The organism is uncultured Gulosibacter sp., from assembly GCF_963509965.1.
GTDB lineage: Bacteria > Actinomycetota > Actinomycetes > Actinomycetales > Microbacteriaceae > Gulosibacter.
This window is the reverse complement of the sequence record NZ_CAUPDE010000003.1, coordinates 63477-86673: the sequence shown is the minus strand read 5'-3', so window position 1 is coordinate 86673 and position 23197 is coordinate 63477. Positions and strand designations below refer to the sequence as shown.

General features: G+C 62.4%; 24 protein-coding genes. 15 read left to right on the top strand and 9 right to left on the bottom strand.

Annotated features, from left to right (window positions below):
• Positions 1 to 51 precede the first annotated feature (51 nt).
• Genes RQ865_RS03580 through RQ865_RS03560 form a run of 5 tightly spaced genes read left to right on the top strand, consistent with a single transcriptional unit; the run spans position 52 to position 6133 of the window.
• Positions 52 to 1068 carry a choice-of-anchor M domain-containing protein gene (locus RQ865_RS03580; protein WP_311477601.1) on the top strand — a complete coding sequence of 339 codons (1017 nt, stop codon included), beginning with the start codon at positions 52 to 54 and terminating at the stop codon, positions 1066 to 1068.
• Positions 1065 to 1910: an anchored repeat-type ABC transporter ATP-binding subunit gene (locus RQ865_RS03575; RefSeq protein ID WP_311477600.1), complete on the top strand. Its 846-nt coding sequence runs from the start codon at positions 1065 to 1067 to the stop codon at positions 1908 to 1910. Before RQ865_RS03580 ends, RQ865_RS03575 begins: the two co-directional genes overlap by 4 nt.
• A complete protein-coding gene (locus tag RQ865_RS03570) occupies positions 1904 to 2806 on the top strand; it encodes an anchored repeat-type ABC transporter permease subunit (RefSeq protein WP_311477598.1) in 903 nt (300 codons plus the stop codon). Before RQ865_RS03575 ends, RQ865_RS03570 begins: the two co-directional genes overlap by 7 nt.
• Positions 2803 to 5196, top strand: a complete 2394-nt coding sequence (locus tag RQ865_RS03565) for a choice-of-anchor M domain-containing protein (protein WP_311477596.1) — start codon at positions 2803 to 2805, stop codon at positions 5194 to 5196. Before RQ865_RS03570 ends, RQ865_RS03565 begins: the two co-directional genes overlap by 4 nt.
• A 10-nt stretch (positions 5197 to 5206) precedes the next feature.
• Complete coding sequence (locus RQ865_RS03560) at positions 5207 to 6133, top strand: lytic murein transglycosylase (protein WP_311477594.1); 927 nt, start codon at positions 5207 to 5209, stop codon at positions 6131 to 6133.
• 42 nt (positions 6134 to 6175) lie between these two features.
• Here the strand turns inward: RQ865_RS03560 and RQ865_RS03555 are convergent, their stop codons facing one another.
• Entirely contained in the window at positions 6176 to 7177 is a 1002-nt protein-coding gene (locus RQ865_RS03555) for a TerC/Alx family metal homeostasis membrane protein (RefSeq protein WP_311477593.1), read from the bottom strand.
• Positions 7178 to 7314: 137 nt separating this feature from the next.
• Positions 7315 to 7935: a histidine phosphatase family protein gene (locus RQ865_RS03550; protein WP_311477591.1), complete on the bottom strand. Its 621-nt coding sequence runs from the start codon at positions 7933 to 7935 to the stop codon at positions 7315 to 7317.
• 86 nt (positions 7936 to 8021) lie between these two features.
• Here RQ865_RS03550 and ftsY point away from each other — a divergent pair, with 86 nt between their 5' ends.
• Complete coding sequence (gene ftsY / locus RQ865_RS03545) at positions 8022 to 8903, top strand: signal recognition particle-docking protein FtsY (protein ID WP_311477589.1); 882 nt, start codon at positions 8022 to 8024, stop codon at positions 8901 to 8903.
• Between the two features lie 98 nt (positions 8904 to 9001).
• Here ftsY and RQ865_RS03540 read toward each other — a convergent pair whose 3' ends face one another.
• Together RQ865_RS03540 and RQ865_RS03535 are read right to left on the bottom strand one after the other, a co-directional pair.
• On the bottom strand, positions 9002 to 10591 hold the full coding sequence (locus RQ865_RS03540; RefSeq protein WP_311477587.1) for an amino acid permease: 1590 nt from the start codon (positions 10589 to 10591) through the stop codon (positions 9002 to 9004).
• Between the two features lie 258 nt (positions 10592 to 10849).
• The gene (locus tag RQ865_RS03535) at positions 10850 to 11422 is read right to left on the bottom strand and encodes a gamma carbonic anhydrase family protein (protein ID WP_311477586.1); all 573 of its coding nucleotides are present in this window, start codon (positions 11420 to 11422) and stop codon (positions 10850 to 10852) included.
• Between the two features lie 81 nt (positions 11423 to 11503).
• On the opposite strand from RQ865_RS03535, the gene ffh reads away from it, so the two are divergent.
• Entirely contained in the window at positions 11504 to 13084 is a 1581-nt protein-coding gene (gene ffh / locus RQ865_RS03530; RefSeq protein WP_311477584.1) for a signal recognition particle protein, read from the top strand.
• Positions 13085 to 13122: 38 nt separating this feature from the next.
• On the opposite strand, the gene trmD is transcribed toward ffh, so the two are convergent.
• From trmD to rpsP, 5 genes are read right to left on the bottom strand one after another with little or no spacing between them, the layout of a single operon-like run.
• Positions 13123 to 13836, bottom strand: coding sequence for a tRNA (guanosine(37)-N1)-methyltransferase TrmD (trmD, locus tag RQ865_RS03525; RefSeq protein ID WP_311477582.1), 714 nt, complete (start codon positions 13834 to 13836; stop codon positions 13123 to 13125).
• On the bottom strand, positions 13836 to 15248 hold the full coding sequence (locus RQ865_RS03520) for a hypothetical protein (RefSeq protein ID WP_311477580.1): 1413 nt from the start codon (positions 15246 to 15248) through the stop codon (positions 13836 to 13838). The genes trmD and RQ865_RS03520 overlap by 1 nt, the downstream gene beginning before the upstream one ends.
• Positions 15249 to 15306: 58 nt before the next feature.
• Positions 15307 to 15855 (bottom strand): ribosome maturation factor RimM, encoded by a 549-nt coding sequence (gene rimM / locus RQ865_RS03515; RefSeq protein ID WP_311477579.1) that lies wholly within the window; start codon positions 15853 to 15855, stop codon positions 15307 to 15309.
• 2 nt (positions 15856 to 15857) lie between these two features.
• A complete protein-coding gene (locus RQ865_RS03510; RefSeq protein WP_311477577.1) occupies positions 15858 to 16088 on the bottom strand; it encodes an RNA-binding protein in 231 nt (76 codons plus the stop codon).
• 2 nt (positions 16089 to 16090) lie between these two features.
• Complete coding sequence (rpsP, locus tag RQ865_RS03505) at positions 16091 to 16531, bottom strand: 30S ribosomal protein S16 (RefSeq protein WP_311477575.1); 441 nt, start codon at positions 16529 to 16531, stop codon at positions 16091 to 16093.
• A gap of 198 nt (positions 16532 to 16729) precedes the next feature.
• Between rpsP and RQ865_RS03500 the strand changes: the two genes are divergently transcribed.
• The 8 genes from RQ865_RS03500 to RQ865_RS03465 all read left to right on the top strand — a co-directional run bounded on the left by RQ865_RS03500 (position 16730) and on the right by RQ865_RS03465 (position 23173).
• Positions 16730 to 17821 (top strand): YbdK family carboxylate-amine ligase, encoded by a 1092-nt coding sequence (locus RQ865_RS03500; RefSeq protein WP_311477574.1) that lies wholly within the window; start codon positions 16730 to 16732, stop codon positions 17819 to 17821.
• Between the two features lie 82 nt (positions 17822 to 17903).
• Positions 17904 to 18539, top strand: coding sequence for a hypothetical protein (locus RQ865_RS03495; RefSeq protein WP_311477572.1), 636 nt, complete (start codon positions 17904 to 17906; stop codon positions 18537 to 18539).
• A gap of 189 nt (positions 18540 to 18728) precedes the next feature.
• A complete protein-coding gene (rplS, locus tag RQ865_RS03490; RefSeq protein WP_311477571.1) occupies positions 18729 to 19076 on the top strand; it encodes a 50S ribosomal protein L19 in 348 nt (115 codons plus the stop codon).
• Positions 19077 to 19197: 121 nt separating this feature from the next.
• Positions 19198 to 20031, top strand: a complete 834-nt coding sequence (gene lepB / locus RQ865_RS03485; RefSeq protein ID WP_311477570.1) for a signal peptidase I — start codon at positions 19198 to 19200, stop codon at positions 20029 to 20031.
• Positions 20028 to 20678, top strand: a complete 651-nt coding sequence (locus RQ865_RS03480) for a ribonuclease HII (protein ID WP_311477568.1) — start codon at positions 20028 to 20030, stop codon at positions 20676 to 20678. The genes lepB and RQ865_RS03480 overlap by 4 nt, the downstream gene beginning before the upstream one ends.
• Before the next feature lie 44 nt (positions 20679 to 20722).
• Positions 20723 to 21046 carry a DUF2469 family protein gene (locus RQ865_RS03475; RefSeq protein ID WP_311477566.1) on the top strand — a complete coding sequence of 108 codons (324 nt, stop codon included), beginning with the start codon at positions 20723 to 20725 and terminating at the stop codon, positions 21044 to 21046.
• A gap of 205 nt (positions 21047 to 21251) precedes the next feature.
• Positions 21252 to 21617 carry a YraN family protein gene (locus tag RQ865_RS03470; protein WP_311477565.1) on the top strand — a complete coding sequence of 122 codons (366 nt, stop codon included), beginning with the start codon at positions 21252 to 21254 and terminating at the stop codon, positions 21615 to 21617.
• Positions 21617 to 23173 carry a YifB family Mg chelatase-like AAA ATPase gene (locus RQ865_RS03465; RefSeq protein WP_311477563.1) on the top strand — a complete coding sequence of 519 codons (1557 nt, stop codon included), beginning with the start codon at positions 21617 to 21619 and terminating at the stop codon, positions 23171 to 23173. Before RQ865_RS03470 ends, RQ865_RS03465 begins: the two co-directional genes overlap by 1 nt.
• The last annotated feature ends 24 nt before the right edge of the window (positions 23174 to 23197 follow it).

Sequence of the window (23197 nt, the reverse complement as noted above, 5' to 3'; positions counted from 1 at the left end):
CCGACCCTGTTCGCACTACGCAACCGAACCGACCTCCGAGAAAGGAAGCCCATGCGACGCTCGCTCGCAGTACTCGCAACAACTGCCACCGCGCTGCTGTGCGCCGCGGCGCTGGTAGCCCCACCAAGCAGTGCCTCAGCAACGACACTGGCAGCGAATGATGACTCGAACGGCGACGACTCGGGTCTGACCCAGGTGATTGACCCAAACCAGGAACAGGGCACCGGCCAGGTGGTCATCGACGCTGGGCACGTCGACATTGGTCCCACACTCAACACTGGTCAGTGGCGAGTGCAGCTGCACGACGACACCAGCGTTCCCCGCTATTGGCGGATGCCTGCCGATGTGGTGCTCAAAGTGAACGAAGCATCGAAACTCACGGTTCCCGACAACGAGCAGTATCGCTTCCTCGGCGTCGACCCCGGCACCGAAGTGTATGTGGTGCCGCAAACTCAGCACCCCGACGTGGTGTGGTTGGGATGGAACACACAAGAACCCGGCGTGCTTGAAAATCTTGATCTCGGCGCCACCCTCGAAATCGTCGCTGTTGACGGGCCGGGGCAGCTGGTGGTGTACCTGCAAAACGGCAACTTTGGTGAACCGCAGCAGCTGTACTCCACCTATGACCAGCTGCCGCAGCAGGCCTGGATCGAGTCGAACACACACACTCACGCCAACTGGGTGTTTACTGAACCCGGCGTGTATGCCGTAGAGGTGGCATTTAGTGCGGCGCTGCGCGACGGCAGCGAGGTGCGCGCCACCGACACCCTGCGTTTTGCAGTTGGTGAAAACGCTGATATCGATGCGGCCTTCGCAGCCCAAGCCCCCGAAGCGTCCGAGGCTGCACAGCCGGCTGCCACTGAACCGCAGGCGACGAGTTCCGACAGCGGCCTGGGTGGCGTGATCTGGATCGTGGCTGGGGTTGTTGGTGCCGTAGCGGTAATCGCATTCATCATCATCACCGTGGCAACGGCACGCACCAAGCGTCGCGTGGCGACAGCCCGCGCAAAACAAGCGGCGCAAGAGCGTGACGCAGCCACCGCACCTGAGAGCGAGGCAACCGAATGACGGCGCTCGAAGTCACCGATCTTGCGGTGCGGCTCGGCGGTCGCCAGGTGCTGCGAGACCTGAACCTGTCGATCGATCGCGGCGAGTTTGTCGGGCTGATTGGCCCCAATGGTGCCGGCAAGACCACACTGTTGCGCAGCATCCTTGGTCTGCAAAAAACCGAGCGGGGAAGTGCCCGTGTGAGCGGCGGGCGGCCCGGCTATGTGCCGCAGCGGCATGAATTTGCCTGGGATTTTCCGATCACGGTCGAAGATGTGGTGATGTCGGGATTGGTGCGCAAAATCGGCTGGTTGCGCGGCCCGACCGTGCGCCACTTCGAGGCGGTGATGGATGCGCTCATCCGCGTCGAACTCGATCATCTGGCGCGACGCCCGGTGGCCGAGCTATCGGGCGGGCAGCGCCAGCGCGTGCTCGTAGCGCGTGCCCTCGCACTGAACCCGTCGGTGCTGCTGCTCGACGAGCCGTTCACCGGCCTCGATTTGCCCACCCAAGAACTGCTGTCAAAACTCTTTGCCCGGCTGGCCGAAGAGGGCCACGCGGTGCTGATGACCACGCACGATTTGATCGGCGCGATGCATGACTGTTCGCGACTGTGCCTGCTGAATCGCACGATCATTGCCGACGGTGCCCCGCGCGAACTGGGTGACCCGGCGGTGTGGCAGCGGGCATTCGGGGTGGGCGACGAGCATCCACTGCTCACCGCGCTCACGGCGGTCGCCGCCAAGCTCGCCGAGACCGAGGCGACTGAGGCGACCGACGCCGGCGCTCATAACCGAGCCGATCAGGCCACCGGCCAAGCCGCGGTAGGCGCAATGCAGAAGGCAGGTGCCGGTACATGCTGAGCCCAATTGAATTCATCCAAGACCTGTTCAACCCCGACCTGGGATTTTTGATGAAGGCGCTCGTGATGGCGGTGTGTTCGAGCATCGTCTGCGGGGTGATCGGCACTTTCGTGGTGCTGCGCGGGATGGCGTTCATCGGTGATGCTGTGGCGCACGCGGTTTTCCCGGGCCTGGCGATTGCCTTTCTTATTCAGGGCAACCTGGTGCTGGGTGGCGCGATTGCCGGTGTGGTCACCGCAATGCTCGTGGCGCTGCTCTCTCAGAACCGGCGGCTAAAAGAGGACGGCGTGATCGGTGTGCTCTTTGTTGCCACCTTCGCGCTGGGTATCGTCATCATCAGTTTCGCCCCCGGATATGCCGGATCGCTCACGCAGTTCCTTTTTGGTTCGATCACCGGTATTCCCGACGAGGATGTATTGACCGTGATTTTGACCGGGCTGGCGCTGCTCATCGTGGTGAGTGCCTTCCGTAAAGAACTGGTGGCGGTGAGCCTCGACCGCGAAACGGCGCGGGCGAGTGGCCTGCCGGTGGCGATGCTCGACCTCGGGCTCTACATTGCGGTCGCGCTCGCCGTGGTGATCTCGATTCAAACGATCGGCAACATCCTCGTGCTGGCGCTGCTGGTAACCCCGGCCGCAACAGCGCGACTGCTGACCGACCGGCTCGGGCACATGATGATCCTCGCCCCGGTGCTCGGAATGAGCGCCGCGGTAATTGGCCTCTACCTTTCGTGGAGCATCGATGCGGGGCTCCCCACCGGCGGCACCATCGTGCTCGTGAGCACCGCGGGCTTCCTGCTCGCGTGGCTGTTTGCACCCAAACACGGTCAGTTCGCACGCCGCCGCGAAGTTGCCGAAGAAGCTCGCACTCAACCGCAATTGGAGGTGGCGTCGTGAAACGCCGAACCTCAGTGCTGAAACGGATCACCGCAGCCGCAATTGGGTTGGCGCTGACATCCGCGACGCTTATCGCCGCACCCCTGGCGCAGCTGCCGAGCGCCACTGCTGCCGAGACGACTGCTACCGAGATGACTGCTACTGAGTCAGGGGCACCAACCGCCCCGGTCACGCTGGAGCGCCGGATCATCGAAAACGTGCACACCGACACGGTTTCGGTGTTCGTTGACAACGGCAAACTCGTGCTCGGTTCGAAAGCCGATATCAACGGCCCCGGCTACCGCATCGATACCGACAGCACGCTCTTCCATCTCGAAGCGGCATCGCACACCACGACCGCCAAGACCCCAGAATTTTTGCGCCGCCTTGGCAGCGACATGTGGCTGGCGCCCCAGACCCAAGACCCGGCACTGATTTGGCCGGGGTTCAGCACCGAACACGACCCGCTCGTGAACGCTGCCGATGACGGCAAAGTGAGCCTCGAGCTGATAAACACCAAGGGTCCCGGTCGCGTCGAGCTGTTCCTATCGGGCGGCTTCGGCGAGCTCAATCGGATATTTTCATCGACCGACAAGCTGCCGGCGTGGAGCATGGGGATGCGCCAGCACACGCATATGAACTGGGCATTTGGAGCACAGGGCCGCTACGAACTCACCTTCCGGGCCACGGCAAAAATTAACGGTAAAAACCAAACCGCCGAACGCACCTACTCGTTCTATGTCGGGCCGAAAAACAAGATGACCTCGGGCACCGGGATGCTCGTGGCCGCTGATCGCGGCAAGCTCGCACCTGGCGAATCGCTGCAGCTGCGCGCCGAATTCGATCCGGCGAGCGCTCGCGGCTGGGTTGAATACGGTGACGCAGCAACCGGTCAGGTGCTCGGTGTCGCCGAAGTAAAAAATGGCGTGGCGCGTCTGGCGACCAGCGCACTCAACCCGGGCCAGCACGAGATCACCGCCCGGTTCATCCCGCAGTGGGCGGATGAATACGAGCCGGTTGTGCTCAAGGCCGGCAGCGGATTGCCAATTCAGGTGACCGGTGACGTTATCGAGCGACCCGAGCAACAGGATGGCACACCGGTGCCGGATGCATCGCTCACCGATGCCAATCGCGGTCAGGTGGTGCGCATCCCGAAATCTGCAAAAACAGTCGACCAGCACGCCACCGTTACTGCCTCGGCACGTCAGGCTGCGGGCCAGTGGGTGTCGGTTTGGCAGCACACCGCACAGGGCCAGCAGTGGCTTGGCTGGGTGCAGGTGGGTGCCGACGGTAGCCTCACGGTACGAGTGGCCGATGCAAAACCCGGCGCGGCCAAGCTGGTGCTGAAGTTGACCAGCGGTGAATTGCTTGGCTGGGATGCGTTCACCATTCGTCAGCTTGATGTCACCCCTGGCGAAGTACCGCAGCCGCCCCGTGGTGGGCCGAATAGCCATGGTGGGCGCGATAGCGGCCAGCAACCGAGCCAAAAACCCGAATCGGCCACGCAAACCTGCGAACCGTCTCTCGTGCTCGACACCGGCCACGTTGACGCATTCAACGTCAGCGTCAGCACTGGTGGTCAGGCCGTGCTGCAGTTGAAAGAGGACGTCACCGGCTCACACGTGCTGCACGAAGCCGAAGACGTGCTGCTGCGCGTAAACCAGTCGGCCTACGAGGGCAATATTCCAGCGTCGTTGCCCGGCTCGCCCTCGGGATATGTGCTGCCCCTCGCGCAGCGATCAGATTTGGTTTGGCCGGGATGGGACACCAACCGCACCACCGGTAGCGGCTACACCGACGTCACCATCAACATTCACAGTGTTGAGGGGCCCGGCAGCGTGCATCTCTACTCGATGGGTTCATTCGGCGATCTCAAACCGCTGCTCGATGGTGGCAGCACGCGCCTCCCTGGTAGCCTGCGCGAACCGAAACCGGCGCACACGCACGCCCAGTGGGTATTTTCAGAAGCCGGCATCTACGTGCTCACCGTGAGCGCTACCGCAACAAACCCTAGTAACGGCCAGAGCGCCACGACTGCCATCCATCGCTATGTGTTCCAGGTTGGCGATGTGCCGCTGGGGGATGTGTTTTGCAAGGTGACTGCATCCGCCGATTCGCGAGCAGCATCGGCAGCAGTCAACGACAGCATCAACGAACAAGAAACCAAAGCTGCCGAAGCGGCCAAGCAGGCCAAGGCAAAGGAAAAAGAAAAAGCCCGCCAGCGCGCTGCCGAGGCAGTGACGGCCGCCGAAGCCGACAGCGAACATGCCAGCGATGCTGCGGCAGCGGTCACCGACCCCGAACGCGAGCGACTGCTGCTGTGGGCCGCTATCGGTGGCGGTGCACTCGCAATTGGCGGTATCGGCTACGGCACCCTCTGGTATCTGCGACGGCTGCGAGGCGTTGAATAGTGGTGAGGCAGTGAGCCGGTTGAACTCAACTAACGCAGGCGCCCAGTCGCAGCTGGAAGCGGCGGTCGCATTTGATGACGATCCGCTGCTGTCGGGCGCTCCCGGTCCCAAAGCTCGTCGCCAACGCTCAGCGCAGCGTGGCGGTAGCGCTAAAAAAGCGGCTGGCTACGGACCGTTGCTGGTGGCCGCCGGGATGGTTTTGGCCGGGGTGACCGTGATCGGTGCGGTGGCGCTGCCGCTGTTTGATAGCACGGTGCCAACGGGGCCTGCCGGAGCGGTGGCAGGCCCGACCCAAACGCCGAGCCCGGCGCCGGTTGCGCCAACCGCGATCGAAGCCCCGACCGAAACCGAGATCAACACCAAATCCAAATCAATTGCGCTATTGGCCGACTCACAATGGGTGCGGCACACCGCAAAAACAACCGGTATTCCGCCGCGGGCGCTCGCGGCATATTCCGGCGCGGCAATCAGAGTGCGACAAGAGCTGCCCGAGTGTGGGCTGGGCTGGAACACCCTCGCTGGAATCGGGTGGGTCGAGTCGGAACACGGCACACTGCACGGTGGCCATATCGCCGGTAATGGCGAGACGAAGCCACCGATTTACGGTGTGCCGCTGAGTGGAGAGCACGGCACCGAGCAGCTGGCCGACACCGACGGCGGTGCGCTTGACGGCGACGGGCAGTGGGATCGCGCCGTGGGGCCGCTGCAATTCGTGCCGGATACCTGGGCACAGTGGGGCGCCGACGGGAATGGCGATGGTGTGCGCGACCCGCAGCAGCTCGATGATGCCGCGCTCGCGGCGGCACGGTATCTGTGCCACGTGGGTGGGGATCTCACCGTGCCTGAAAACTGGATCGCCGCGGTGGGCGCCTATAACTCGCCGGTTGACTACATCAACCGCGTTGCCGCCGCCTCGAATGTGTACGGGCAGCACTAGGGTGGTCTCCAACAGTGTCGGCCCGAGGCCGAGTGGCTCCGGCTACTCGGCCTCGGCGCTTGCTTCGGCCTGCTGCTCTTCGTGGCTGGCGTAGATGAACGAGGTGACGGTGGCGATGATGAGGGTGCCGAAAATGAAGATCAGCGAGAACCAGGTGGGGATCTCGGGCACCCACTTGACCGGTTGCCCACCATTGATGAACGGCAGCTCGTTGACGTGCAGGGCATGGAACACCAGCTTCACGCCGATAAAGCCGAGGATGAACGCCAGCCCCAGGTCGAGAAAGCGAAGTTTTTCGAGCAGCCCGTCAATGAGGAAGTACAGCTGGCGCAGCCCCAGCAGCGCCAGCGCGTTCGCCATGAACACCAGGTAGGGCTCCTGCGTGATACCGAAAATCGCGGGAATCGAGTCGAGCGCGAACAGCAGGTCGGTGAACCCCAGCGCCACCACAACGAGCACGAGCGGGGTGACCATCTTCTTACCGTTTTCAACAATGGTCCACTTGTCGCCGTCATAGTGTTCGCTCGCGGGAATGAGCTTCTTCAGCTGTGTCACCCAGCCCGGCATCTCGGGATCGGAATCATCGAACGATTCGATGAACTGGCGCACCGCCATGAACAACAACCAGGCACCGAAGATGTAGAACACCCACGACAGCTGATCAAGCACCCAGGCACCCGCGAGGATGAACGCGGTGCGCATCACCAGCGCCATGGCGATACCGATGAGCAGGGCTTTCTGCTGCGCGATTTTTGGCACCTTGAAGCTCGTCATGAGCAGCAGGAAGACAAACAGATTGTCAACCGAGAGTGCCTTTTCGGTGGCGTAGCCGGCGATGAAGTCACCGGCGTGGTTCCAATCCCACTGCCAGGCCACGAGGAACATGAACACGAGGGCCATGCCGATGTAGAACAACGACCACAGGCCGGCTTCTTTCATCGACGGCACATGAGCGTGCCGCACGTGCGAATAAAAATCGAAGAAGAAAAAACCGACGACCACGGCGACACTGATCGCCCAGATCCAAATTTCTACGTGGTTCACACAGCCTCCAGGGTCGTCGCACTACCTGAAGGTCTCTTCCACCGTCATCACGGTCGAAACGCCCGGGGCTCCAGCCTTGAAACCCGTGATGACGAGCGCATCGCGTTCGGGAATACTCCCCTTCTCGAAGCCTAAGGTTACACGTTCGTCGGTTCGACACCATCGGGAGTTTCGGTGGGCGCCACCTGCGTGGGGTGCAACACCGGATAGCCGTTGGCGGTCACCACCGCGAACCCGTGCGGCGTCGTGGGGTTGGTTTCAAGCACCGAGAAGCCGAGATTGGTGATGTGCGGGGCGGGGAAAGGGAGCAGTGTGTCGAGCACCAGGCGCACAACCGAACCGTGGCTGATGACCAGCGCATCCTCATCGGGGTGCTCACTGGCGAGCGCTTGTAGCCGGGGGAGCACGCGATCAACCACGGCCGATTTTGGTTCGATGCTCGGGTGGTCGAGCGGGCGGCGGCTACCGTCCTCGTAGTAGACACTCAGCCCCTCAAGCTCACCGAATGAGCGCTCGATAAACTCATCGACCGCGACCGGATGCGGCAGCCCGGCTTCGCGGGCGATGAGTTCGGCGGTGGTGCGGGTGCGCACCAGTGGCGAGCAGTACAGCCGCTTCCAATTTGTGTGTTGCAGCAGCCGCCCGGCCTCGCGCGCCTGCTCCATGCCGCGCTCATTGAGTGCGATATCGGTGGTGCCCTGCAAGCGAGACTGCGCGTTCCAATCGGTTTCGCCGTGACGTATCAGTCCGATTCGCATGCTGCTCCCATTCGAAAAATCTGGTGTCTGTCTATCTTGGCATTGAATCCCCACCGCGGCACTCGCCGGTCGCGTAACCTGGCTGCATGGCTGAAGGAAATCGTTGGTCACTCGGTGGCGCACTCCGTAATCTCTTTGTTCGTTCCACCATCGACGAGTCGACGTGGGAAGATCTCGAGGATGCGCTGCTCACTGCCGACTTCGGGCCGGTGATCACCGACGAGATCATCGAACAGCTGCGAGATGACGTTGCCCGCTACCAGACCACCGATCCCGCCGATCTGAAACGGATGCTGCGCGACCTCATCGAAGAGCGGCTTAGCAAGTTCGACACCACGCTCAATCTTTCGGCCCGACCGGCGGTGTCGATCGTCGTTGGCGTTAACGGTGTTGGGAAGACCACCACTATCGGTAAGTTCGCGCGGTTCTTGCGCAACTATGGTCGCACCGTCGTGCTCGGTGCTGCCGACACTTTCCGGGCAGCAGCCGTTGAACAGCTCGACACCTGGGCGATGCGGGCGGATGTGCGAATCGTGCGCCCGCAGCAATTTGGGCAAGACCCGGCCTCGGTGGCCTACCAGACGGTTGAAACCGCGGTACGTGAGGGTATCGAAATGGTCATCATTGATACTGCCGGACGGCTACAAACCAAGGCCGGGCTGATGGATGAGCTCACAAAGATTCACCGCGTGGTTGAAAAGATCACTCCCGTGAGCGAGGTGCTGCTGGTGCTTGATGCCACCACCGGGCAAAACGGTGTGTCGCAGGCCGAAGCCTTTATTGAGCATGCGGGTGTCACCGGTCTGGTGCTCACCAAACTTGACGGTTCGGCCAAGGGCGGGTTTGTGCTCTCGGTGCAGGAGCGCACCGGGCTGCCCATCAAACTCATCGGCACCGGCGAGGGTATTGACGACCTGAGTGGTTTCACCCCGCACGTGTTCGCCGAAAAGCTCGTCGGCGACGCCTAACGGCCTGCTGCATCCGATCGTTGCCGGATGCGGAAACCAGATCGGGTGCGGGTAGACAGTCGCTGTCTTACTCGCACCCGATCATTTTGGTTGTAGCGCTACCGCTTGTGGCGCTGCTTTCGCTGCTCGCGATTCGCAGTGCGGATAGCGCGGGTCTCGGTTGACACCTCGCCGTCGGTTGCTGCCTGCCCGACGCTGGCTGCCGGCTGGTTGCGCTGCACGGTGCGCAGCAGACGGGTTTCGGGCTTTTGACCGAGTTTGCCGATCTTCTGCAAGTTGCGGCGGGCAACCGGCCAGAACACCACGAGCACCGCCACCGAGATAAGTGTCGACCACACCTGGATGCGGGTGTCGGGCAGAATGATCATGATCACAACCACGCCGATCACCCCGATGATGGTGAGGATCGCTAGCCACGGGTGCAGCCACATCTTGAGCTCGAGACGGTCGACCTCCTCCCTGGTCATCTGCTGGCGCATCCGAATTTGAGTGAGGGCGATGAACGCGTACACCAGCAGCGCCACCAAACCGGCCGAGTTCATAATGAACGTGAAAATACCGCTGTCGGGCAGCAGGAAGTTGATGAGCACGGCGGCGTAACCGCCGATGGTGGAGGCGAGCACCGCCATCACCGGCACACCGTTGCCGGCACGCTTGCCGATGAACTTCGGTGCCAGACCCTCGTCACTGATTGCCGCGAACATCCTCGAAGCCGAGTAGATACCCGAGTTCAGCACCGAGAACACCGCGGTTAGCAGCACAGCACTCATGATGACCTCGGCTGCGTTGGCTGCACCAGGCCCGAAGAACGGCGCGAAGATCTGACCGAACACATAGGCAAACGGGCTGATTTCGTTGGGATCGGGCAGCTGGTTCCAGGGCACTATCGCCAGGATGAGCGTCACACCCCCGATGAAAAACAGCATGATTCGCCACACGACGGCGTTGGTGGCGCGGGTGACGCCCTTCTTGGGGTCTTCTGATTCGGCGGCAGCCATCACGGCGATCTCGGTACCGAAGTACGAGAAGATCACCAGTGCCACACCCGAGATAACGGCCCACCAGCCGTAGGGAGCAAAACCCCCCTCAGCGTTGACGATATTGCCGAACGAGAAGCTGGCTCCCGGCCACAGGCCAAAGGCAAACAGTAGGCCGAGGGTGAGGAACACCACGATCGTGGCCACCTTGACGCTCGCCAGCCAAAACTCAATCTCACCGAATGACCGCACCGAAACCAGGTTGGCGATCGTGAAGATGAGCATCACGGCGATTGAGAACACCCAGTCGGGAATCATCGGGAACCAGCCGTGCAGCGTTGCACCACCAACCACCGCCTCGAAGGCGATCACGCCCACCCAGAAATACCAGTAGAGCCAGCCGATCAGGTAGCCGGCCCACTCACCGAGCCCGCGGCGGGCATACTCCATAAACGAACCGACGGCTGGGGAGGCGACGGCCATCTCGCCGAGCATCCGCATCACCAGAATGACCAGCAAACCGCCGATACCGTACGAGATCAGGGCGGCGGGGCCAACCGAGCGGATGACGTTACCGGAGCCGACAAACAGGCTGGCGCCGATAATGCCGCCGAGGGTGATCATCGTCACGTGGCGGTTGCTGAGTTTTTTAGCGTTTTCGGCCGCCGCGGCAGCGGGTTGAGCCGAACCCTTGGGTGAATCCTTCGACATTGCGTAACTCTCCAAGAATGCGCAGAGCGCCGTGAACGCGGCGGGGTGAGTTTGGCTCACCGTGCCGCAGGGGTGGTCCTCATTTCGTGGGCAACCTTGTCGCAGACTGAATAGGGGAGGGCCGCAGTAAACAGTACGCCTGACCGCAGCCCGAACCAAGCGCAATTGCGGATTCGTACAAAAGATTTACGAAAATCGGTGACACGCGACCCTATTTGGTTCGAAGTGAGGCCCAGCTAGGCCGAAGTGGCGTGCTGTTTATTCGAACCAAACCGTTTCTAACGTCACGGCCTCGGCAGCAGGGGGCTGACGCTTTGCCAGCGCCACATACGACTGTGCGTGGGGAATGAATCGTGCGCGCTCGTCGGCGGTGAGTTCGCGACGCACTTTGGCAGGCACACCGGCGGCGAGCATCCCGTCGCCCACCTCGGCGCCCTCAAGCAGCACCGCACCGGCGGCAATTAACGATTGCGCCCCAACGCGTGAGCGGCTCAACAGTGCTGCGCGCATCCCCACCAGCGTGCCATCGGCCACGGTGGTGCCGTGCAGCATCGCCGCATGCCCGACAATGACGCCATCACCAAGCACACAGGGCGCGTTGGCATCCACATGCACCACGGTGCCGTCCTGCACATTGGTGCCGGCACCGATGCGGATACTGCCCGAGTCGCCGCGCAGCACACAACCATAAAAGATGCTCGAATCGGGGCCGATCTCAACATCACCAATAATGGTCGCGTTCGGGGCGATCCAGGCGCTGCGGTGGATGCGCGGAAGCTTACCTTCAAAGGGCAGGATGAGCGGTTGGGCAACATGTGCTGGAACAGTCATGCTGTTGAGTTTGGCATGACCGGCTGATGAGCTGAGTGCCCGCTGCGCATGCGAGCATGAAGTGGGTAGAATCGGGTCATTATGGCCATGTTCGGGAATCTCTCTGACCGTCTCGTTGAAGCCCTCGGCAATCTGCGCTCGAAGGGCAAGCTCACGGCAGCCGATGTTGACGGTACCGTTCGTGAAATTCGTCGCGCCCTGCTCGAGGCCGACGTGGCACTGCCGGTGGTGAAAGACTTTGTTGCCCACGTGCGCGAACGCGCGCTGAGTGATGATGTCAACCGGGCGCTCAACCCCGCCCAGCAGGTTGTGCAGATCGTGAACGAGGAACTTATCCGCATCCTCGGTGGCGACCAGGCTCGTGCGCTGCAGCTGGCGAAACAGCCGCCCACTGTGATCATGCTGGTGGGTCTGCAGGGTGCCGGTAAGACCACCCTGGCCGGAAAACTTGCCAAGTGGCTGGTTGAACAGAAACACTCGCCGATGCTCGTAGCCGCCGACCTACAGCGCCCCAATGCGGTGACGCAGCTGCGGATTGTCGGTGATCAGGCCGGTGTGCCGGTGTTCTCACCCGAGCCCGGTAACGGTGTGGGTGACCCGGTGCGGGTTGCACGTGAATCGATGCGGATTGCGCGCGACAAGATGCACGATGTGGTCGTCATCGATACCGCCGGTCGTCTCGGTGTCGACGAGGTGTTGATGCAGCAAGCCCGCGATATTCGCGACGCCACCCGGCCCGACGAGATCCTGTTCGTGATCGACTCAATGATCGGTCAGGATGCGGTTGCAACCGCGAAAGCCTTCCACGACGGCGTCGGTTTTACCGGAGCCGTGCTCACCAAGCTCGACGGTGACGCCCGCGGTGGTGCCGCGCTATCAGTGGCACAGACCACCGGGCAGCCGATTATGTTCGCGTCGACGGGCGAGAAGCTTGATGACTTCGAGGTGTTTCACCCCGATCGGATGGCGTCGCGCATCCTCAACATGGGTGACGTGCTCACCCTCATTGAGCAGGCGCAGAAGGCGTTCGATGAAGAAGAGGCGCGCAAGGCGGCCGAGAAACTCGCCAATGAGCAGTTCACGCTGAACGACTTCTTGAAGCAGATGCAGCAGATTCGCAAGGCGGGCAATCTGAAAAAGATGCTCGCGATGCTGCCGGGTGTGCCGAAAGAAATGAAGGCCGCGATGGACGACTTCGACGAGTCGGCACTCGTGCGCATCGAGGCGATTATTCAATCGATGACTCCGCTCGAGCGTGAGCAGCCGAAGGTGCTCAATGGTTCGCGACGGGCTCGTATCGCTCGTGGTTCGGGCACCTCGGTGAGCGAGGTTAACGACCTCGTGAAGCGCTTCGATCAGATGGCGAAGATGATGAAAAACGTCGCCCGAGGCGGTATGCCACAGATCCCAGGTATGCCGGGGATGGGGATGCCCGGCGGTGGCCGTGCCGCGCAGCGTAAGCAGGCGACCAAACAAAAAGGTAAGGGCAAAGGGCGCCGGGTTTCGGGTAACCCCGCCAAGCAGGCCGCTGCCGAGCAAACTGCGACTCAGCAGTCGGGCGCGGCGTTTGGCGGCAGCGCATTCGGTGCTGGTGCCGGTGGTGGTGCCGGTCAGCCCACTGCCGAAGAGCTCGAAAAGCTGCAGCGTTTCCTCAAGCGCTAGCGCGGGCGGGTGCCTGCCTCCCGATAGTGTCGGAGCTGTTAGGGTTGTTCGCCCTGCCAGGCAGCGTAGAGGTCGGGGCGCACGCGTCGGGTGCGATCCACCTGCTGCTCGTGACGCCACTGCGCTACTCGACCGTGGTGCCCCGAGAGCAGCACCTCGGGCACCTCGTATCCGCGCCATTTGGCGGGTTTGGTGTAGCTGGGGTATTCGAGCAGCCCCTGTTCGTGTGACTCTTCAACGAGTGACTCGGGGTTACCCACCACCCCCGGAACAAGTCGTCCAAACGCCTCGATCATGGCCATGACCGCAACTTCGCCGCCGTTGAGCACATAGTCACCCAGCGAAACCAGTTCAACCCGTGCCCGTGTTGCCGCCCACTCAAACACGCGCTGGTCGATGCCCTCATAGCGGCCACAACCAAAAATAATGTGCGACTCGACGGCGAACTCGCGCGCAGTGGCCTGGCAGAACACTTCACCGGCAGGGGAGGGGAACACGACCAGCGGCGGTGCAGCCGAATCGCTCGCAGCGAGGATCGCATCGAGTGTCTCGCCCCAGGGCTCGGGTTTCATCACCATCCCCGCGCCACCCCCATAGGGAGTGTCGTCGACGGTGCGGTGACGATCGTGCGTGGCGTCGCGCAGATCGTGCACGTGCAGGTCGATGATGCCGCGCTCGCGCGCCTTTCCCAGCAAGGAAATATCGAGGATGTCAAAAAACTCGGGGAAGATCGTGATGATATCGACGCGCATTAGTGACTCAAATATTTGACTGGTTCGGGTGAGGGCGATGGTTCGGGCGGGGCGGGTGTGACAGGTTCGCGCACCCCCGTGGCGAGTTGCGTCGCGATACCGGCAAGCGGGCCGATCAGTAGCGCCGCTGTGGTAGCGGTAACTGGGTCGGTCACCAGCAGCAGCACGGCGGCGGTGGTGATCAGTGCCACCAACCAGCCGGCAAAATCGGCTCGGTGGTTGTGGTGGGCACGCACCGCCGCCGAGGTGATGTAAAGCACCGAGGTTGCCACTGCGCCCAGACTCAGCTGCAGGATGACGTCACCGCTGAGCGAGTAGGTGGGGCCGATGAGCTGCAGAGCCATGGGCCCGAGGAACCACAGCAATAGGCTTGCCGGAACCCCAAGCGCGACCGCCCAAACCGTTGGCGCCACCAGGGCACGCATCCCGCGGTGTAATCGTTCTTGGAAGTGTGCGGTGAGCGCGTTTTGGAAAGAGGTCACCGGGGTGAGCACGGCTCCACGAACCATGGTGAGTGCGAGCATGAGGTTTCCGAGCACGAGTGGCTCGACAGTCGGTTGCAATAAGCGCAGCAGTGCCGGAGCACCGGCGATCAGTGCGCTAGGCACCGCAGACTGGGCGGTAGCTGCCAACGCCGCCAACAAAAATTGCGGCATCGGCAGATCGGAGCGCAGCTTGCGGCAATCGCGCCCGGCGGGAGTGACGAAGAGCATCACCGGGGTTATGACAGCGCCGGCGATCGCTGCATACATGAGCCCAGCGACGATATCGCCAAATAGGGCGGCAACAATCACCACGAGCAGGCGAGCGGCAGCTTCGGCACTGATCAACCACCCGAAAGTTTGCCAGCGACCGGTGCCGCTGAGCAGCCCCGCCAGTGCTGCCTGCAGCACGACCAGCCCGGCAGATACCGCAAACAGCAGCGTGGCGAGCGGCTGCAACATGCCCACGAGCAGCACCGGTGCCCACAGCGGGGATGCGGCTGCGGCGAGTGCCGCCACGAGCGCACCCGCCCAGAGCGCGGCGGTGATCGGACGCGCGCCGGGTTCGCTCGGGCTGGTCGGTGATGGGGCGCGCGCCATTCGCTCTCGACCGGCGAGAATCTCGGCGGCGGTGCGATCTTCAATAACCGTGAGCCCGAGCGGGCCGCTGGAGATGACGAGTTCTTCGGCATCGTCGATACCATTGGCATTCGCATCAATGATCGGACGGCCCTGCTGTGCGCCCGCGCGGCGCACACTGGCAGCGGCGGTACGCATAAACCCTTGCAGTGACGCGAACACCGCGAAACATAGCGACCACAGCACGATAAACGCCGTGAATCGATCGGCACTGAGCGTGGTGGCAGCAATGAGAACGACAACGTAGGCGAGCACGCCAGAGCCCACTGTCGCGAACGTAACCCAACGCATCCGTCAACTCACCGATCTGTTTGTGAAAGCACTTCCTGTGAAAGTGCTTGCAATCACATTAGCCGGCATTTACGTCGAACAGTCCTCCGGGCGGCGTCACGGTGATGGTGTTTTGCGAGATGCTGACCTCGGGCACGATTTCTTTCACGAATGGCACAAACACCTCGCCAGTTTCGGTCTTGACCACGATGAGGTCTTGAGCTGGGAGGTGATCGACGCGGGCGACCGTGCCCACGGCCTCACCAGCAACCATGACAGTGAGCCCGATGAGTTCGTGATCGTACCAGGTGTCGGGGTCGAGTTCTTCGGTGTCATCCTTATCAACCCAGAGAATCGCGCGGATGAGTGTCTCGGCCGTGGTTCGGTCTGTCACACCCTCGAAGAACACCACCGGTGCGTCATTGAACCAGCGCAATTCGCGCAGCACAACCGACTTGCCGCGCCAGGGCGAATCGATCGGCACCTGTAGCGAGAAAGAAGCTCCGGGAACGAAACGCCGCTCGGGCTCATCGGTGTAGAGCTCGAGCTTAATCGCGCCCTTGAGGCCGTGGGCTTTCACCAACCGGCCAACGCGCAGCTGCGTGATGCCGGGATGTTTGGGAGCCAAGGCTAGTCATCCGCCACGTCGACGCGGACGCGACGGCCATCGGCCAGTGCAGACACCAGAGTACGGAGCGCTTTAGCGGTGCGGCCTTGACGGCCGATAACGCGGCCGAGGTCCTCGTGGTGCACATGCACCACGAGGACCTCACCGCGAGAGGTTTCGCGCGCGTCCACTCGGACATCGTCGGGCTGATTGACGATGCCTCGTACCAGGTGTTCGAGTGCGGACGCGAGCATGACTACGCCTCGGTAGTCTCGGCGTCGTCGCCTGCTTCAGTAGCCTCGGCTTCACCCTCGGTCGCTGCCTCTTCTTCAGCAGCGGCGGGAGCCTCAGCCTTGGGCTTGAGCACCGGCTTCTTGTTGGTGTCAGCCTCGAAGGTTTCTTTCTCGGCCTGTGCTTCAACGGTCGACTCGGTTGAGCCTTCACCGGTGAACTTGCCCCAGTCGCCAGTCAGTTTGAGCAGCGCGAGCACTGCTTCGGTGGGCTGAGCCCCAACCGAAAGCCAGTATTGGGCGCGCTCCGAGTCGATCTCGATGACCGAGGGCTGGTGGGTGGGGTGGTACTTACCGATTTCTTCGATAACGCGGCCATCGCGCTTGGTGCGCGAATCGGCCACTACCACGCGGTAGAACGGCGCGCGGATCTTGCCGAACCGCTTCAGACGAATCTTGACAGACACGTGTCTCCTGTAGGTGTTGATGAAAACTCTGAGCAACACAATCAACGGCGTGGGGCGTCATTGATCTAGGGCTCTGGACTGCTGCGCGTTACGAAGAGAGGGTCGTTGACACAGACTCAGCTGTCTATTGTTGCAGATTTTTGCCCAATTCTGCCAGGCCAATACGCTTGCCGATCATCACCACCTACGATGAATCTCATGTACTTCGCGAATTCACGGCGTTCCACTCTCGGAATTGAGTGGGAGCTGGCGCTGGTTGACCCCAATACCGGTGATCTGGTGGGACGCGGCGCGGAAGTCGTGGCAGCTGCGGCAAACCAGAAAATCGTGGGCGAGTTTCTCACCAACACGGTCGAGCTGGTCACCGGTGTGTGTGACACGGTGCCCGAGGCAACAGCCGAGTTGCGCCAGCTTCGCGATGAACTGCTGCTCACACTTGAACCGCTGGGAATTGGTGCGATCGGTACCGGAACACACCCGTGGGCCGATTGGCAGCTGCAGACGCTCGCGCTCGACGAGCGCTATCTGCGCGTTGTCGAACGAGCTCGCCAGTGGGGGCGGCAGCTGTCGATTTGGGGGCTGCACGTTCATGTCGGGCTCACCTCGCGCGATCACGTTGTGCCGGCAATGCACGCGGTGCTGGCTGATCTGCCGCTGATGCTCGCGCTCACCGCATCCAGTCCCTTCTGGGAGGGGAAAGACACCGGTTTTGTTTCGCACCGCAGCATGATGTTCCAGCAGTTGCCATCGGCGGGGCTACCACCGCGACTGGATGATTGGTGCGAGCTTGACCGCACCGTCACTGGGATGCTCGCTTCGGGCACGCTGTTGGATGAGCGTGAGTTGCGCTGGGATGTGCGGCCCGCGGGGCGATTTGGCACCTTGGAAGTGCGCGTGTTTGATGCACCCTCGACGGTTTCGGAAGTGGGTGCGGCGGCGGCATTCGTGCAGTGTGTTGTCGAAGAGGCGGTGCGGGCGCTCGAGCGCGGCCGGCCGCTGCGGGCACTACCGGAGTGGGCGGTTATCGAAAACAAATTCCGGGCGGCCCGCTACGGGCTCGACACCGAGTTCATCATCGATGCTGGCGGCGGCGTCGAATCCGGTCGTGATCTGATGGCGCGGCGAATCGATGAGCTGCTCCCGATCGCGAGCGATCTGGGCTGCGATTCGAGGCTGGTGAACTCGCTGGCGATTGTAGAAACCAGCGGCGCGCAGAAGCAGCGCAGCCTGCTGCGCACACACGGTCGTAGCGGCATGATCGAGGCAATGCGCAGCGCCCTGCGGCAATAGCTCAGCGGGATGGGGGCTGCGCCCTGAGCGAAACTGAGACAATTCCCCGTCACCGCACGGGGTGGGTGGGTACCGTGAAACCATGACTCCCGATGCTCGAGCTGCGGTTATGGCGCGTGTGATGCAGTTCATGCGTCCAGCCGCGCCGTTCATTGTTGCCATCTGGACGGTGGGCGCGTGGCTGGTGATGCGACAGACCGCGAGCGGGTTTTTGGCACTGTTTATCACCGTGCCGGTCGGGTTCTTGCAAATGGCAACTCTTGGTTTCCTGTTTTGGTTGCGGCCGAGCGCGCGATTGTCGGGGGCGTATCGCCCCGACGATCTGTTCTGGTATTTCGCAACTTTCGCCCTCTGGTTGATCGGGGCGGTGATGCCCGGGCCGGCGGCGGCAGGTTTGCTGCAGGTGCTGGCGTTTGTTGTGGGTTCGGTGGCGGTGTACCGCATCGGGCGCAGCTCGCAAGCAGAGCACCTCAATGTCATGCAGCAGCGCTTCACGCAGACTGCCACCGGGCAATTCGGTGATCCGGCAGCCGGCGCACCCTCTGGTTGGCGTCGTGCGCGCATCATCACCATCGACACCAGGCCCACGAACCGTGGCGACTTCATGGGTCACGAGCTGGAAGTGGTCGACGGTGAAATTATCGACGAACCCAATCCACGCATCCGGCGCGATGATGAACCGGATGAGTGGACAGCGCGACCCCACATCGATCGATAGTCCATATCGCCGAGCGGGCCGCGGCGATCAGCGCATATCGACGCTTGCCGCAGAGTGTTGAGCTGTGGAAGAATAGTCGCTTGTGCCGCGGCTCGACTCTGCCTCAGGGGACAATCAGCCGATGAGCGCACAACAACAGTCTTATTATTCGCACCCGACCTGAGGCGGGCGAGAGAGTGAATGACCAAAATGGCCAATCTCATTGACCAGATCGACGCCCAGTCGCTGAAGGACGTCCCCGACTTCCGCCCCGGCGACACTGTCAAGGTGCACGTCAACATCGTTGAAGGTAACCGTTCGCGCGTGCAGGTGTTCCAGGGCATCGTGCTGGGCCGTCAGGGCGCCGGCGTCAGCGAAACCTTCACCGTGCGCAAGGTCAGCTTCCAGGTGGGTGTCGAGCGGGTGTTCCCCGTCCACTCGCCGATCATCGAAAAGATCGAGATCGTTACCCGCGGTGACGTGCGCCGCGCGAAGCTCTACTACCTCCGTGACCGCCACGGCAAGGCTGCGAAGATTCGCGAGAAGCGCGCCAACTAGTTGCTTTGGTGCCGACGCGTGGTCGGCACCGCAAAAAAGATCGACGGTCACCGCATCAATACCGGCGGTGACCGTCGTTTCGCATTAGACTGCGGTGGCTACCTGAGAGCGAGGAGACGGATTGAGCGACAGCTACGAGTTGCCTGAGCTGTCGCCGGATGAACCCGGTGAGCCAGACCTGCTAGCCCCGTACCGGCACGGTGTCGGCAATCGGCACCGGGCAAACGAGCACCTGCAACTTGACGCAAACGGTAAGGTGACCCGGGCTGACGGCGGCGGGTCGTATCTACGTGACCTGTTCGTGATCGTGGCGCTGGCGATCGTGATCTCAATCGTCGTCAAGACGTTCTTCCTTCGCCCGTTTGCGATCCCATCCGGGTCGATGCGCAACACGCTCGTCGAAGGCGATCGGGTGTTGGTCAACCTGCTGTCACCCGGGTTCATAGACATCCACCGCGGCGATGTGATCGTGTTTAAAGACCCGGGCGGCTGGTTACCAGAAATCAAGCGGCCCGAGAAACCATTCGTTACTGCCGTGATCGATGGCGCACTCGAACTGGTGGGGTTGAAAGCCGAAGAATCGACCGGCCACCTGATTAAGCGCGTGATCGGGCTGCCCGGCGACCATGTGGTGTGCTGTAACGCCTACGGGCAACTCGAGATCAACGATGTGGCGATCGACGAGCCCTACATCATTCGCCCCAGCGGCGAGAACGCTAGCGGCATCAGCTTTGATGTGACAGTTCCCAAAGATTCGGTTTGGGTGATGGGCGATAACCGCTACAACTCAGAAGACTCACGCTTTCACGCCGACACACCAACCAGGGGGTTCGTGCCCTATGACGACATCGTGGGCCAGGCCTTCATCATCAACTGGCCGCTCGACCGATTCAGTTGGATTGACAGCTCTCGGCAAACATTCGTGAACGTGCCATCGCGCGAACCGCAGCCGTGACCGAACCCACACTCGAAACCGAGCAGCAGCTGCTCACCGAGCACGAACTCGTGATCGGCATTGATGAAGTGGGCCGGGGTGCCATCGCGGGCCCGGTGGCCGTGGGAGCGTGTGTAATCGCAACCGACCAGCTTGAACAGGGTGCACCCGCCGGTGTGCGCGATTCGAAACTGTTAACCGCAAAGCGTCGCCTCGCCGTCGAACCCGCAGCTCGTGCCTGGGCGCTGGCAAGCGCAGTAGGGTGGGCAACCGCCGCCGAAATTGACGAATATGGCATCGGCAATTGTCTGGCCTGCGCCGCCATTCGCGCCCTCGGTGAACTGTGGCAGCAGGGCATCCCGGTCGATCGCGCGGCTATCCTGCTCGACGGCTCGCACGACTGGCTCACCGGCGCGGTGCAACATCCGATTCCGGTGCTGTTGCGGCCGAAAGCCGACCGAGACTGTGCATCCGTGGCAGCCGCATCGGTTATCGCCAAAGTGGCGCGCGACCGACACATGGCCGAGCTGGCCGCATCGCAACCGGAATGGGAAGTGTATGGCTGGCAAAGCAACGTCGGTTACGGGTCGGCTAAACATCGCGCCGCAATCCGGCAGCACGGCCCCAGCCTCCAGCATCGGCACACTTGGCTGACCAAGATCAACTAGCGCATCCTGGCTCGTAGCGCCGCGCTGGCGTACCATCGAAAGTTATGAACGAAGAGGCATTCGACGACTACGAGCGCGAACTCGAACTCGCGCTTTTTCAGGAGTATCGCGACGTCGTTAACCAGTTCAAATATGTCGTCGAAACCGAGCGCCGATTCTATCTCGCCAATGAGGTTGAATTTGCTCGCCAGGATGCTGCCAACGACTTCTACTTCGAACTCACCATGCGCGACGTGTGGGTGTGGGACATTTACCGCTCCGACCGTTTCGTGAAACAGGTGCGGGTGCTCACGTTCAAAGATGTGAATGTTGAAGAACTCAACGCCCACGATTTCGAACTACCGAAAGAACTTTCGCTCGGCGACTAGTCACCGCGCTCGTGCAGCACCGGTTCACCACGATCTCGACCTGATAGGGCCCCAACACCGAGCTGCACGCCAATAGGCATCGGCGAGTCAGGCGCAACGCGACCGCCTTGCTTGTGGAAAGGCGTCCATCCACAGAGACCTCCCGGCGAGGCTGCCAAACACCGCTGTTGCGGCAGGCTACTGGCACATTCATCCAGGAGGTGCCATGAACCAACGCATCGCGCTCGGCCGCCGCGGGGAAGATCTCGCGCTCGCCTACCTCGAAGACGCGAACTACGAAATTCTCGACCGAAACTGGCGCTGCCGGGCAGGCGAAATCGACATCATCGCCCGCGACGCCCGCTATCTCATCTGTGTTGAGGTGCGCACCCGCAGCGGTATTGGTTTTGGCGACCCACTCGAATCGCTCACCACCGAAAAACTCGCGCGGATGCGTGACCTGGCGCTCGCGTGGCGAGGTGAGCATCCCGAGTTTTCGGGACTGCTGCGCCTTGATGCCATCGGAGTGCTGCTCACCAGGGGTGGCGAACCGCAACTTCGTCACATCGTCGGCATTGGAGCGCGAAACTGATGCTCGGGGTACCGGTGCGCACCTGGGCGATGGCACTTCAGGGGCTGGGCGGACAACCAATTGAAGTGCAGGCGGTGGTGCTGTCGGGGCTGCCACGCGTGATTGTGGTGGGCCTGCCGGATGTGGCAATCGGTGAAGCGACCGACCGCATCCGGGCAGCTTTCGGCACGCTCGGGAAATCGTTGCCACCGCATCGCATCACCCTCAATCTCTCACCCGTCGACCTCCCCAAACACGGCGCCGGCTTCGACCTCGCAATGGCCGTAGCGCTCTTGGCGGTGAGCGGAGTCATTGATTCACAGGTGGCCGACCGAGCCGTACACATTGGCGAGCTCGGTCTCGACGGGGCTGTGCTGCCAGTGCGCGGGGTGCTACCCGCGGTGGCTGCCGCCCGCGAGGCCGGATTCTCGACCGTGGTAGTGCCACAGGCGTGCGCCACAGAAGCCGAGCTCGTCACCGGGATTCGGGTGGTGGCGGTGAGCTCACTCCACGAACTTGCCCGGCACTACGGCGCCGAAATCGATGCGCCGGCACCACAGCGACAAGAGCTGACCCAAATCGTGCAGCCACAGGCCCCCGGCCCCACCAAAGACTTGACCGATGTGCTGGGAATGGACGATGCGGTGCGGGCACTATTAATCGCTGCAGCGGGAAGGCACCATCTCAGCATGATCGGCCCGCCCGGAAGCGGTAAAACGATGCTCGCCGAACGCCTCCCGGGCATCCTGCCACCCCTCGACGCCCAAGCCGCAGTAGCCGTGGCCGCCCTGCGATCACTGTGCGGCATCCCAATCGGAACCAAACTCGACCGCACCCCGCCCTTTCAAGCCCCGCATCACAGTGCCACCCAGGTGGCGCTCGTCGGCGGCGGCAGCGGCAACCGCATCAACCCCGGTGCGATCTCGCTCGCCTCGCACGGAGTGCTCTTTCTCGACGAGGCACCCGAGTTTTCACGCAGCGTGCTCGATGCACTGCGACAACCGCTCGAATCGGGCGAGATCACCATCCACCGTGCTCGCGCAAGCGCCACCTACCCCGCAAACCCACTGCTGGTGCTCGCAGCCAACCCGTGCCCGTGCGGTAATGCCGATGTGCCGGGCACCGAGTGCAGCTGCGCGCCGAGTGTGCGGCAACGGTATCTACGCCGCCTGAGCGGGCCGCTGCTCGACCGCATCGACCTGCAGGTGCGCGTGGCTCGGCCGAGCGTAGCCGCGATGCGGCTCGCTGCCGCCGGCAGTCAGGGCAGCGTGTCAACGACCAGCGCCGCCGAACAGGTGCTTGCCGCTCGCGAACGAGCGGCGGCCAGGCTCGAGCCCCTCGGCTGCCGAGTCAACGCCGAGGTCGACGCGGCAGCGCTTCGTCGCACCGAACTGCGCCCAGCCCCCGGTGCCAGCCAGCCACTTGACCGCGCGCTTGAACGCGGGCTCATCACCATGCGCGGCTACACGCGTGCACAGCGCACCGCCTGGACTATTGCCGATTTGGCCGGTAGCGATCGCCCCACCCGTGACCACATCACCGAGGCGCTGTGGTTTCGCACCGCCTCACACCGCTAGCCCAACTCGCGAGCGCTCCCAGAG